The following is a 13086-nucleotide window of genomic DNA, read 5'->3' as shown; positions in this document are numbered from 1 at the left end:
TATCCTTAGGAATCCGTGTTCACAAAAGTTCTGTTCAACGGCAATCGCACTGTAAAAACGGTCTCCACATCCGGTTTGCTGCTCACTTCAATCGTTCCTTCGTGGAGCTCAACAATCCGTTTCACGATGGATAGGCCCAGCCCATTCCCTTTTACCGCATAATCACGCGACTTGTCGACCTTGTAGAAAGGGGTGAAAATATGCGCAAGCTCTTCTTGCGGAATGCCTTTGCCTTGGTCGCTAACCGTAACAACAGCCATACCCTCCTGCACAGCAAGCGATATGGCAAGCACGCTGTTCTTCGCAAATTTAATGCTGTTGCTAATCAAATTATGCCACACCTGATTGAGACTATCCTCGTCTCCAAATATCGTCACATCGTCAAGTGTCAGATCAGGTGTAAGCCCATTTGCATGCCACTGTGGCTCACTTGCAATGATGATTCGCCGAATCTGCTCATCCAGACGGAAAGTCGAAGGATGAGCGGGCTTTTTATCATGTTCAAGCACGGAAAGACGGAGCAGATTGGCGCTAAGCCGGGATAGGCGCTGGCTCTCTTCTTCAATAATTTGGAGGTAATGCTGGCGCTGCACCTCTTCCATCGTCTTCGTTCGCAGTGCTTTCGTGAACCCGGTTATCGACGTGAGCGGCGACTGGAACTCATGAGCGACGTTGTTGACGAAGTCCGAGCGCAGCTTATCAATCATCCGCAGCGATCCCGCCATCTCATTGAAGCTTGCCGTCAGCACGCCGATCTCGTCCTTACGCTTCGACTGCAGCGTGAGCGCGAAATCGCCTTGCGCCATCCGCTTCGTCGCGATCGTTAGCCGCTGAACCGGCTTTACGATATAGCTGGATGCAAGGACGCTGAGCAAGCTGCCCACAGCAAGCACGCTGAGCAGTATCGTAAACGTTACTTTCCGAAACAGCTCGAGCAGCTTGTCGATCTCGGGCGAGATGAAGAGCGCATACGGTTTGTCACGATACTGAAACGGCAGTCCAGTGAGAAAATGAACCGGACCACGCTGCTTGCGATCCGGCGATACCGTCCCGTGATAAACGCCGCCACTTATGACTTGATTCACTTGCCTGTCCAAAATTGGCATTTTCTTACCGCTACCACCGTCGCTATAGGCAATCGTCGCACCTGTCTGGTCGACGATCTTGACTCGGAAATTAGGCATCGTGACGGCGGCTTCAAACACTTCAGAGTTGCCCGGCGGCAGCTTTTGAATAATCGAAATAATCTGCTTGCCGGTTACAATCATCTGAGAATCGCTGAGGTCCTGCACTTGGTTACTATAAAGCTGCGTTGCCACGAAGAAAGCCAACAGCAAGCTGACCATCACCGCAAAAATAAAAATAAAGACCGTCCGCACATATAACGACTTAATCATGCAGCACCTCAAGCCGGTAGCCGAGGCCGCGCAGCGTTACGATGCGGAAGGCAGCCTCTTCCTCGGAGAATCGTTCCCGAAGCCGCTTAATATGTACGTCAACCGTCCGCTCATCCCCCTCATACTCATAGCCCCAAATTTGTTCAATTAGCGTCGCCCTTGTATACAGCTGACCGGGATGGCTCGCAAGTTTGTACAGCAGCTCGAATTCCTTCAGCGGGATCGTCACGGCAGCGCCGGATTCCTTATATATGACCTGATAGCTGGCGCGATCAAGCACGAGCCTGCCAATCGGCACCGATTGCGACGCCGTTATCCGGAAGCGCCGCAGCAGTGCTTTCACCCGTACGACAAGCTCCATCGGATCGAACGGCTTCGTCATATAATCGTCGGTGCCTAGCTGAAACCCTTTGATTTTCTCCTCTGACTCGCCTTTTGCCGTAATCATCAGAATCGGCATGTCGCTTGAAGCGCGAATCCGGCGGCACAGCTCCCAGCCATCCATCTGCGGCATCATAATGTCGAGAATGACCATATCAACCTGGTGAGTGGAGAGATAATTCCAAGCCGCTTCACCATTTGCAAACTCAGCAATATCGAACCCTTCATCGTTCAAATAAAGCTTAACAAGCTCTCTAATGTGCGCTTCGTCATCAACAACCGCAATCTTTGCCATTTTTTACGCCCTCTTCGCATTTTGTCTGTTTTTTATACTTGCAACCTCTATCACAATATCTTATTATTACAAGATTGCTAGATGACTTGCTAGTATGAACATCATGAATAAGGTGAGGGAGGGGCCAATGAAACGCTTTGTGCCTTTAATCAGTATGCTTATTTTCCCGGTGATGGGCTGGCTGTATGCAATGACCAACAAGCCAACCACCCAAGTATATAGCTTAGTTACCGATCTCGATCGCGCCATACCACTCGTCAAAATATTCGTGCTGCCGTATTCTGTATGGATTTTTTATATTTATCTTTGTCTCATCTATTTCTTTATTAAAGAACCCGCGGTCTATCGCCGCACGCTCATTACGTATGTGATCTGCGCCTTGACTTGCTATGGCATCTATATGGTATTCCAGACGACAGTGCCGCGCCCTGCGATCTCAGGAACGGACCCGTTCACGCGATTGCTCAGCTACGTATATGGTCGGGATTTGCCGTTTAACTGCTTCCCCAGCATTCATTGCTTCTCCAGTTATCTCGTGATGAAGGCTCTGTACACGAGCAAGTTCCGTGGCCGCTTGAATCAATTGCTTATTTACGGCATGTCGACTACGATTATTCTATCGACGTTCTTCGTGAAGCAGCATGTCCTATTCGATGCGATCGGCGGCATCCTGCTTGCAGATATCTTCTACCGCCTCGTATCGCGAGCAGATCGTGTAGGGCTCTTCCGCAGAGCAAAGCCAATGCCGCAGCGAGCTAATATGTAGCATCTGATGCGAATATCTACAGCCTAATAGAATTAGTTCAACTTAGAGAAAGCAGAGCCGAGATGGATCTGCTTTTTTATTTGCATTTTTAGTTGGCATTCTATCCATTTCATGTGTATGGGAGTGAGTTCAGGTGATCGTGAAACGTTCGGTTAAGGAGCAGTTCGATCAGGAAGGCTATTACATCATGAGGCAGTTGTATACGGAGGAAGAAGTTGAAGCGTTCAAAACGGAATGTGTGAACATAGTGAAAGCAAATGACACAGGGCCTTCCGGTGTGCTCGTCGGAATGACGCTACGAAGCCCACTTTTCAAACAGGCGACCGTTAAGCCTGAGCTAGTTGAAGCTCTGAGAGAGATTATTGGGGGGCATATTATTTTCTTAAGCGATAAAGTTGTACTAAAAAATGCAGCGACTGACTTCGGCTCCCCATGGCATCAGGATCATCCCTATTGGGACGGCAGTCACAAATTCTCTGTCTGGATCGCGCTTGATGATGCGGTGAAGGACAACGGTTGTCTACGGCTCGTTCCTGGCAGCCATCAACAAGGTACGGTTTCGCATGACGGCGAAGTAGCGGATGATCTTGGTTTCGACAATCGGATTGATAGGCAGTATATTGCGGAGGAAAAGATCGTCGACTTCGAGGCGCGCCGAGGTGATGCAGTTATCTTCCATGACCTGCTGTTCCACGCTTCTTATCCGAATGTGAGCGGCAAAGAACGATGGGCGCTCATTACGACGTACAAGGATGGCACGAAGGAAGACCCGGATTATGAATGGGCAGGCGCTGCTTTCGTTGTTTGCGGCGGCTAATGGAAACAGGAAGAAGGTCCGGCCACGCCACCTAATGATAGGTAGCTGTGACCGGACCTTTTGAGTTATTTGCACACCATCAATAAGTTACCGTCTGGATCTTTGAAATTGAACCAATGATCGTTCTCGATATCAGTTATCAACTGTACATTTTTTGCCCGCATATAGGCATAGGCTTGATGAATATCTTCTGTTCGGAATTGAAATGCAGGAACTTTGTAAATGTGATCGGGAGCGTAGATTTTGCTGTCCAGTACAATGTTTGGTCCTTCCATTGGTAGAACAAAGATATGACCAAAATAAATTTCACCATCTGTCGGCAAGCCTAAAATATCGCAATACCAATCACGTGCTTGTTCCACATTACTTACGGGGATAAAGACACCGCCAATTTGGTTAGAAATCGGATTCATATTCGCCCTCCTATTACCTCTTTTAAAGTGGCTTGCTCGTTGCGACGGTGATGCATCTGAACTCTCGGTTATTCTCGCCATAATGGATAACGGCGCGGTCCCCTTCTTGAGCCGGCCTGCAGGCGCAGTAGAAGTGATACAGCGTATCTCGCCAGTAGATGACGGAGGATTTGTGCGCATGAGTTTCGTCGAGCTCGCCCTGTGAGCCATGGCTGATCCAAGGTTCTGGGTAAATGGACCAGTGCAGGAGATCGTCGTCTGATACAGCAAGCGCCCCTTGCGCGTGGTGGCTGTCAAAGCCGAATCCGAAGTTCACCCATCTGCCTTGCGTATCGTCGAACTTCACGCAAGGATCGCTGAAAAATTGACTGTAATGAGTACTTTGTTTGACAGCGATTATCGGGTTGCTTGCGTGACGCGTCCAGTGAATTAGATCTGTCGAGGTTGCAATTCCCGTCTCCTCCGTCCACGGTTCACCGGTGCATTTTGCATTGTAGAACATGTAGTATTGGTGGTTATGTACGATAACGCAGCATTTGTACAAACCGCCTAGCTCCCAAGGCTCTCCGTTCTCGTAGGTGAAGATTGGCTCGTCTAGCCGGTGCCATTGCAGCAGTTCTTCATCCTCGCACCAAGCGAGCCCCATGACCGCACCGCCAGCTTCATAGCCGACTTCCGGGTACGAATGATAGATCATCCAGTACTTGTTGTTCAGCTTCTTCAGCCGCGGAACGGAGTGCAAATCGTTGGACTCTAGCAATAGCCACGAGCCAGCAGCTCCAACATGGTCCCAGCGAGAGCTTCCCTGGAGGCGTTCGAGCATAATCCCCTTCGGCGACCAATCGAGCAGATTATCACTAACTGCAAGTCCCGTCTGATAGCCGGAGCCGTCAAATCCGATGTACATCATATGAAATTGATCGTGATGGTAGAAGACGAATGGGCAATCGACCGCCAAGGAATCGAATTGTCCCGGCGTTCCGGAAGCCTGCAGCACCGGGCGTCCCCATTTGTGAGGCGTTCTCAAATGCTCCACTTGAGCTTGGAATTGCATTCCTAACCACCTTCCATTTTTTTCAATCTCCTTACTTGTACACCTACTGGTGTGAGTTTGACAAGAGATAATTTCAGAGGAGACTCCGATTTGCTAGAGGTGACTGATGAGGGGTACTCACTACCCTTCTTTGGCGAAATTGACCGATATTTCGTGGAAGTGAGGTACTCCGTACCCTTCATCAGGTGAAATGCATTCCTCTGGATAGAACAAAAAGAAACCGACCACAGGGGTCGGTTTCTTTCGTTGTTACTTCGTCGCTTCGAATCGGACGACTAGAGAGTCGTCCACCTTCGCGTGCTTACCTGATCGGACGAGCTTCGCACCGCCTTGCTCCTCCACCGAATAATCATCGCTCGCAGCGATTTCACGCTCCGTTACAAATACGATGACGTCCTGCGGCTGCGTGAGCCGGAAGCGGATTGCATCCTCCGCCACTTCCGCAATCTCCGCAGTAGCATACGCAATTCGCACGTCGCCAAAGCTCACATTCAGCGGGAGCATGACCCCGTCTTTACTAGCGATATGCAACCGTTGCCCGCCAAGTAGTTTCTTGCCGTTCTCGAACAAATGAAACTCCTTGTCGAAGCCGTCCAGGTTGAGCACATGCAGGAATCGCTCGCCATCAGCGTTCACGGTTAAAGTCGTAAACAAGCCCATGTCCCGATGATCATGCGTCAGGCCAGCCGTTGCTCCCAATCGTTCAAGCGTTGTCTGGAACAACTGAACATCGCAGCTGTTATAAGCCGCCGCAATAACAATTGCACGTCCCTTGCCTACACGAGCGTCTACGCCGCATACTACGTCGGTATCATATAACCGCATAATAACCTCATGCGATCCCGGCTCCAAATGCTGCGCGAAGTGCGTATGTACCTCTGGGCGCCCCGCTGCCCAACCGCATGCCATAATGGACGGCCACGAATGCGGTCCGTTCTGGGCTGCCCCCAGCACGCGGATGCCGAGAGCATCGCTTAGAACGGTGCACGACTTGCCTTCCATGTCATACTGAGGCACCTCGCCGTACAGCAGCAATCCGCCGCCTGCCGTCACATAGTCGGCAAGCTTCCGCTGAATGTCTGCGCTCAGATATCGAGCGCATGGCAGAGCCAGCACTGGCGTCTGCTCCGGCAGAAGCAGCTTGTTCTGGATATCGACTGAGCTGAACCTGTAGCCAGCAAGCAGCATGGATCGCGCCATAATCTCCCAGCCGCCGCTGCTGCGATTCGCTTCGATATTGCTTACAATGTCCGCCATTCGCTCACTCTGCGGATAACGATATTCTGTCATGTAATAGTCAGGTATGAACGCGAACGAGACAGCGTCCCGCTCTTCCCGCATGACCGCAAGCTTATCCTTCACTGCCATCATCGTATGAATGGCGCGCTTCATGCGCGGATACGTATAATTGAGCTCGCCTTCCGGGCTGATCGGTGCTGCAAAGCCATGGCGCTCACCTGTAAAAGCGACCCGGTCATTACCGTCGCCGAGCTTCTGATCCATCCGGTAATTGATGCCGCCAGTTAGCAAGTAGTAGTTGATCATCCGATTACCCTGCGCAATGCACATCCGGGTCTTGAAATCAGCTGCCGATACATCGTAGCGACCGCCGAAGTTGTTGCCATAATTGCCGTCGCCGCATTCGAATTCCAACGAAGTGAGCGGCTGATCAGGCAAATGAACAGCGTCCATGAAACCGTTAATCAAGTACAAGTCTTGGAAGTTACTAATCGTCAAATCTCCAAAATAAATATCGGAGCCGGACACATAGCCCGGTGCCTGCGTATACGCTTCATACAGCTGGCTGATACCAATCGGATACGTGAATCCACGTCCGCCGCCTGTGCCATGAATGTTCACGAAGAACGGCACATCGCGAACGCCGAATTCCTCCGCATAGCCGCGAAGCACAGCGACATAGCGGGCGAAACGATCCCGCATATAATAGCCCAGATCATGCATCAACTCAGCCGAATAGCTCTCCTGCGGCGAACGCAAAGCATCAAGCCGCACTTCAGCATCCTCCAGCTCAAACGGATACCGCTGCCTCAGCGCAATGTCATCATACTTGCGAGCAAGCCATGCCGCGAAGTCCGCAGCAACATGCTCTGTCAGGTCGGGGCAATTGCTGACCCACGAGAGCATGCCGATCTCATTATCGAGCTGCACACCGATAATGTTCCCTCCTGCCGATCCATAAAGGCGCGGAGCTACCACTGCCATAACCGCAGCATACCAATCGCGCGTGGCCGCTAAGAAGCCCGGCGCCAAATAATCGAGCGTGCGCGTCGTTGCCGCCGCTCCATCCCAGCCATACGGAATCACTTCCGGATGCTTCTCGTATACCCAGAACGGGATACCCTCGTTCTTCATCTCCGCCATAATGAATGGGCCTGGGCGGACAAAGAAATACAGTCCGTTATCGCGGCATAGATCAATAAATCCGCCAAGATCAAGCTCCGGCCGCGAATGTCCATCCAGATCGAACTGCCCTTCCAAGGGCTCATGACAGAGCCACGGCACATAGGAAGCAACCGCATTGCAGCCAGCATCCTTCAGCTTATCAATGCGATCCTGCCACTCGCTCTGCTGCAGCCGGTAATAATGAACCTCGCCGCACATAATGAGCGTAGCCTTCCCGTCAATCATGATTTGCTTATCTCGAATTTCAATCATCCGTATATATTCTCCTGACTGACGCTAGCCAGCTAGCCACTCAATTAGCAGCTAGCTAGCTCAAGCTGAATTTATAATTTATAGTTTGATCGCTGTCGACACAGAAGCTTCAATAACTTCTTCCGCTGTCACTTCCCGCTCCAACCGATCAGAGAGATAGATGCCTTCGCTCACAAGAATCGTCTGCAGCGCAATCTCTGCGGTTGGCAGCAGCTCGACTCGGCCTTGAAGCGCCGCGATCCAATGCTTTTGCGACGAATCGTACGCATCGGTATTGTCACGCAGCTGATGCCAGCGGTAATTCGCATAGCCGAGATCGAACGTCGCATCCATATCCATGTCCGCTACCTGCGTATGATAGCTAAACGGCGTATCGCCCTGGCTTGTATGCCCCGGGAGCCTCACTCCGCCAACATTCCCAACGAGGCTGCTGCCTTCAAAGCCGTTCAAATGAATCGCCCAAGCCTCGATAATATCCAGCGTCAGCCCGCCTTCGAAACGAACGAAGCCAACGCCGAGCTCTTCCACGTCAAATCCGCTTATTTCTCTACGTTTCTCATCCATCGCAACCTCTTGATACGTCTTGCCGGTAATCGTCTTCACCTTCGGCAAGCCCATCAAGTAGAGCAGCTGCGAGATGCGATAAACGCCCATATCGAACAAAGCACCGCCAGATGCGGTAGCTTTGCGGTTAAATTCCTTCGTTGCATAACCATCGACAAAAGGACGGCCGCGTCTGCGATGACCCGTCGACCGGGCATGATATAGCTTGCCAAGCTTGCCCTCGTCGATCAACATTTTCGCAGCCATTGTTTCGATCTGATAGATGAAGCTCAGCTGGACATGCAGCATTTTACCATGACGCTCCGCCGCATCAATCATCGCCTTCCCGTCCGCATAGGAGCCGGCAATCGGCTTCTCGCAATAAACATGCTTGCCCGCTTCCAGTGCAGCAATCGTAATCGGCGCGTGCAGATTGTTATGCAGGCAGACGTCAACGGCGTCGAGGTCGTCACGCTGCAGCAGCTCACGAAAATCAGTATAGGTATGCGGCACGCCGAATTGCTCCGCCATCTTCTTCAGCTGCATTTCATTGGTGTCACAGAGGGCAACGACTTCCACGCCTTCGATTTGCTCATATTTCTCCAAATGCTCCTTGCTGATTATTCCCGCACCGATAATACCAATTCTGATTTTCCGCGTCTCCATCTTCGATTACACCCCTAACTTTTTGGCTTGCATCAGATTATAGGTGTTGCGCGCAGTCGCATACTGCCATGCCACTTGCGAATATTCGTTCTTCGACGAGTGATGTTCAATGCCAAGATGGCCTTTGTAGCCGACTTCCTCCAGAAGCGCAAGCTTCTCATCGCAATTCGGAATAACCCATGCCGCCAGATGCGTATGGAATGCGTATTTCGCACAGAGACGGTCGCCGTTCTCCTTCTCCGAATCCCAGTTCTCGAAGTGGAGCAGAATGCCGAAGTTCGGATGATCGACCGCTTCTACCAGCTTGCGAATATTCTCCGGGTCGCGCGAAGTGCCCCAGTGATTCTCCGGTCCAACCATGAATCCATGCTCCTCAGCAAAAGCGCAATATTCCTTGTAACGATTCACCGTGTACTCGAACTGCTCCTCCGACATGTCCAGCGTGCGGCCGCCCATATCTATACGAACAGTCTGTGCACCTAAGATGGCTGCTGCACGCAGGTTGTCCAGCCCGTTCCGGTAGAACTGCTCGCGCTTCTCCGGGTCTACATCCCACACTTCTGCAGCATCCACGCACAGGTTGGCAACGTACATTTCCCTTTCATCCAGCGCTTCCCGAAGTTTGCGTAAGTAATCATCGTCAAAGCTCTTAAACATCATGTTCCAAATATCTGCTGAATCCAGATGATATCGATACTTGACCGTTTCGAAATAGCCAAAGAGATCGATCTTGCCTTCGCTGTGCAAACCGTGAAACGAATAAGATGGAATGGAATATTTCATGTACATAGCCTCCTGATTATCGTTTTATGATTGCTGCTTGTCCTTAATTTCGCATAACACCATGCCGCGCTGGACATATGGATTTCTCATAAAATAATTCCAAACGAGCCCGCTTCGATAATTCTCGATCATGAGCAGCGTAATGCCCTTATCGATCCCAATGACATCCTCGGCAAAGTACGGTGGCGTCACATCGAGATTGTAGCTGTCCTTGAAGCCGTAACGCCCCCACATTTGCGGATAGTTCTCATAGTAATTACGCAGAGCGCTAATTACTTCCTCTGGCATAAACACAATTGAGCCTGCCGCGCCTGCCGGCGGAACCGTGCCATCTGGTAAATGCATGTCATTACTGCTATTCAGCCCCGATGGCGCTGTGCCGTATCTGCCACTGTAGCCGTTCGGACCATCGCATGCCGTCAATCCCCACGCATCCGGACCGAACGTACGAAACTCCGAAGCGTGTGCGATGCAATAGTCGCGGTTCGCTTTCGTCGCAATGACTGAATTATGCCACCAGTCCACGTTGTCACGGTCCACTTTCCCTCGCAGATCGAACCAGGCATGGGAGAATTGGAACGTGAATAGCGAGCCGAGCCAAGTGTAGATGAACGGAGGGTTGTCCCCAAATGTGCCATACTGGCGTCCGAAATCATAGAACATGCTCGGATCAACCGGATGCGTCGGCGAAGCAGCTGCAAGGAAGTACATCATGAACTGTTCAGCGTACAGATCCCAACGTGCGAAGAAACCACGCTCTGGTGCATATCCCATGTAGAACTGGTTGTACTCCGGATTGCGGTACCAATTCCAGTCAACGCGTTCATAGAGCCGCTGCGCATATTCGCGGACATCGCAGCCGAAATACTCGCCTGCCGTGATCGCGCCGCTTACCGCGATTGCGGTGTCGATGACAGAGACTTCACAGTTATCATGGCGTCGCGCTGTCTTCATGTTCAGAAAATGATAGAAGAACCCGTTCACCTGATCTGCATGCTCAAGCAGCGTGTTCAGCGTGCCCAGCGCCCGTTCGTAGCCTTCTGCGCGCGATATCCAGCCTCTCTCTACGCCAATCATAATCGCCGTCAAGCCGAAGCCGACAGATGCGACGCTGCACATTTCAGAATCGCCCGGAGCTCTGTCCACAATAAGTCCATAGCCGGGACTTTCCTTATCCGTGTTGGCCTCTTCCCAGAAGAAATAGAAGCTTCGCTTACTCTCTAATTCGAGCAGCTGTTCATCCGTTAACGTCATACTTGTATGCCTCCTTCAAATAAAAAAGAACCCATGAAGCATAATGCCAGAGTCGGAATTGCCCCCAAGAGAGGACATCTCCGAAACACCAGCGTAGCTGCATGGATTCTTAGATAGCTTTACGATGTGGGTCATATCCACGCTTTATTTTTCAATCAGACTGCCTTACTCCCCAGTAATTCCGGTCTTGTCCACGACCTCAACGAATCGCTTCTGAGCGAATAGGTAGAGGACTAATAACGGCAGCACGATAAGGAGAGTACCTGCCATGCGTATCGACTCGTTAATGTTCTGATGCTTGCCGCCAACCGCCGCTCCTCCGCCATACAGCTTCGAGAACGAATCGTTGAATGTTTTGAGCATCAGCGGAAGAGTCGTCATGCTGTCTCCCAAGTACAGGGAAGTCAAGTACGTCTCATTCCAGTGCCATACTGTCGAGAAGAGCATAACGACGACGATCGCCGGCGTCGAGATCGGCAGAATGACTGTGAAGAAGGTACGGATAAAGCCCGCGCCATCCATCTGCGCCGCTTCCTCCAGCGATGTCGGAATCGTCCGGAAGAACTGCATGTAGATGAGGATGAACAGTACTCCTTTGATGCCCTGGCCGAAGATCGTCGGAATGATAAAAGGCAGCGGCGAGCCGAGCATATGGTAATCGTTGAACATCAGATAGAGCGGGATCATAACAACTTGCGACGGCACGATGAACGAAATCATCATCAGTCCGAATATGATCGACTTGCCCGGGAAGCGGAACTTCGCCAGTCCATACCCGACAACCGCACAAGAAACTGTCTGTCCGATTGCCGGCACGACGGAGTTCAACACTGAATTCCAGAACGTATCCATATAGTTCAATACATGCCATGCTTGGACGAAGTTCTCGAAGTACAGCTTCTGCGGTATCCAGAGTACTGTCGGGTCGAGCAAATCATTCAAGCTCTTGAAGCTCTGGGATACGAGATAGAGAATCGGATACAAGTAGACGAATCCGACACTGATGAGCAGCGCGTATACGAAAAGCTTGAATACGAGTCCGTCATTTCCCTGTCTGCCGAAGGCAATCCGCTTGATGCGATTATAGATGGCAAACAGCATCGCCTTCTGCAGCTTTGCCTGCTGAAACTTCACCTTGCTCAGTTTAGCGGTAGGTTCCATTACGCCCTCCTCCTTCTCGGTCTCACATTGACGTCGTCGTTGTTACGGAACAACAGCAAGATAAGCAGCAGGAAAACGAAGATGACGCCGAAGTAAATCCAAGCGAGCGCTGTTGCATAACCGAAGCCTGTTGTCAGATTGAACATGTTGTCCTTAATCATCGTAATGACATCGCTGAACGAGTTCGTGAACAGATCCACCGTCGTATAAATCATGTTGACCGCGATGAACGGCTTGATCGCCGGCAGCGTCACTTTCCAGAAGCTGACCCACGGCGAAGCACCGTCTATGGATGCCGCCTCGTACACTTGCTTGTTTACCTTCTGCAGACCCGCGAGGAAAATCAGAATTTGCACCCCGGAGAACCACAGAATAAGAATGAGCTGCTGAATCAGGCTAATAATCGGTGACGACCACGCCGGGCTCAAATTGTCTTTAATAATCTCAATGATGCCGTACTTCTCGACGAGCGGAATCGCAGTTGCGCCTTGGCTGAACAGTTCGTTAATAACCTCGCCGCTCGTAATGACGACCGGAAGGAAGAAGATGGAGCGGAACAAGCCCTTCATCCGGATCGGCTGATTAATGAGCAGTGCGACAAGCATCGAGAAGACGATGATGATCGGAATCATGCCTACCGCCGTCTTAATGAAGAGCAGCAGCTTCTCGACAAATTCCGGGTCAGACAAGAAGGCGTATTTGTAGTTGTCACCCTTGATGTACTCCGTCACTATGCCATCCGCACTAATCGTAACCTTATGGAAGCTGAGATAGGTCGAGTAGTAAATCGGATAAGCCATGAATAAGATGAAGCCGATTATCCAAGGCGACACCAGCGCGTAACCAGTGAGCGCTTCCCTCATCTTTTTGGTCATTTTCA

12 protein-coding genes are annotated in these 13086 nt (G+C 51.0%); 2 read left to right on the top strand and 10 right to left on the bottom strand.

Annotated elements, in window-relative coordinates:
* Positions 1 to 5: 5 nt before the first annotated feature.
* Together BMY11_RS01055 and BMY11_RS01050 are read right to left on the bottom strand one after the other, a co-directional pair.
* Positions 6 to 1397 (bottom strand): sensor histidine kinase, encoded by a 1392-nt coding sequence (locus BMY11_RS01055; RefSeq protein WP_090572621.1) that lies wholly within the window; start codon positions 1395 to 1397, stop codon positions 6 to 8.
* Entirely contained in the window at positions 1390 to 2073 is a 684-nt protein-coding gene (locus BMY11_RS01050; protein ID WP_090572620.1) for a response regulator transcription factor, read from the bottom strand. Before BMY11_RS01050 ends, BMY11_RS01055 begins: the two co-directional genes overlap by 8 nt.
* A gap of 127 nt (positions 2074 to 2200) precedes the next feature.
* On the opposite strand from BMY11_RS01050, the gene BMY11_RS01045 reads away from it, so the two are divergent.
* Complete coding sequence (locus tag BMY11_RS01045) at positions 2201 to 2839, top strand: phosphatase PAP2 family protein (RefSeq protein ID WP_177182443.1); 639 nt, start codon at positions 2201 to 2203, stop codon at positions 2837 to 2839.
* Between the two features lie 133 nt (positions 2840 to 2972).
* Positions 2973 to 3656 carry a phytanoyl-CoA dioxygenase family protein gene (locus tag BMY11_RS01040; protein WP_090572618.1) on the top strand — a complete coding sequence of 228 codons (684 nt, stop codon included), beginning with the start codon at positions 2973 to 2975 and terminating at the stop codon, positions 3654 to 3656.
* Positions 3657 to 3721: 65 nt separating this feature from the next.
* Here BMY11_RS01040 and BMY11_RS01035 read toward each other — a convergent pair whose 3' ends face one another.
* The 8 genes from BMY11_RS01035 to BMY11_RS01000 all read right to left on the bottom strand — a co-directional run bounded on the left by BMY11_RS01035 (position 3722) and on the right by BMY11_RS01000 (position 13081).
* Complete coding sequence (locus BMY11_RS01035; protein WP_090572617.1) at positions 3722 to 4069, bottom strand: VOC family protein; 348 nt, start codon at positions 4067 to 4069, stop codon at positions 3722 to 3724.
* Between the two features lie 22 nt (positions 4070 to 4091).
* Positions 4092 to 5123 carry a glycoside hydrolase family protein gene (locus BMY11_RS01030; RefSeq protein WP_090572616.1) on the bottom strand — a complete coding sequence of 344 codons (1032 nt, stop codon included), beginning with the start codon at positions 5121 to 5123 and terminating at the stop codon, positions 4092 to 4094.
* Between the two features lie 249 nt (positions 5124 to 5372).
* Positions 5373 to 7799 carry a beta-galactosidase gene (locus tag BMY11_RS01025; RefSeq protein WP_090572615.1) on the bottom strand — a complete coding sequence of 809 codons (2427 nt, stop codon included), beginning with the start codon at positions 7797 to 7799 and terminating at the stop codon, positions 5373 to 5375.
* A gap of 78 nt (positions 7800 to 7877) precedes the next feature.
* Positions 7878 to 9008: a Gfo/Idh/MocA family protein gene (locus tag BMY11_RS01020; RefSeq protein ID WP_090572614.1), complete on the bottom strand. Its 1131-nt coding sequence runs from the start codon at positions 9006 to 9008 to the stop codon at positions 7878 to 7880.
* Positions 9009 to 9014: 6 nt separating this feature from the next.
* The gene (locus BMY11_RS01015; protein WP_090572613.1) at positions 9015 to 9791 is read right to left on the bottom strand and encodes a sugar phosphate isomerase/epimerase family protein; all 777 of its coding nucleotides are present in this window, start codon (positions 9789 to 9791) and stop codon (positions 9015 to 9017) included.
* A gap of 24 nt (positions 9792 to 9815) precedes the next feature.
* Complete coding sequence (locus BMY11_RS01010) at positions 9816 to 11045, bottom strand: glucoamylase family protein (protein ID WP_090572612.1); 1230 nt, start codon at positions 11043 to 11045, stop codon at positions 9816 to 9818.
* 165 nt (positions 11046 to 11210) lie between these two features.
* On the bottom strand, positions 11211 to 12206 hold the full coding sequence (locus BMY11_RS01005) for a carbohydrate ABC transporter permease (protein ID WP_256217254.1): 996 nt from the start codon (positions 12204 to 12206) through the stop codon (positions 11211 to 11213).
* Complete coding sequence (locus tag BMY11_RS01000; protein ID WP_256217317.1) at positions 12206 to 13081, bottom strand: carbohydrate ABC transporter permease; 876 nt, start codon at positions 13079 to 13081, stop codon at positions 12206 to 12208. The genes BMY11_RS01005 and BMY11_RS01000 overlap by 1 nt, the downstream gene beginning before the upstream one ends.
* Positions 13082 to 13086 lie beyond the last annotated feature (5 nt).

It is taken from the genome of Paenibacillus sp. OV219 (assembly GCF_900110075.1).
In the GTDB taxonomy this organism is placed as follows: Bacteria; Bacillota; Bacilli; order Paenibacillales; family Paenibacillaceae; genus Paenibacillus_Z.
The sequence above is the reverse complement of the archived record's forward strand: the minus strand, read 5'-3'. Positions and strand labels throughout refer to the sequence as shown.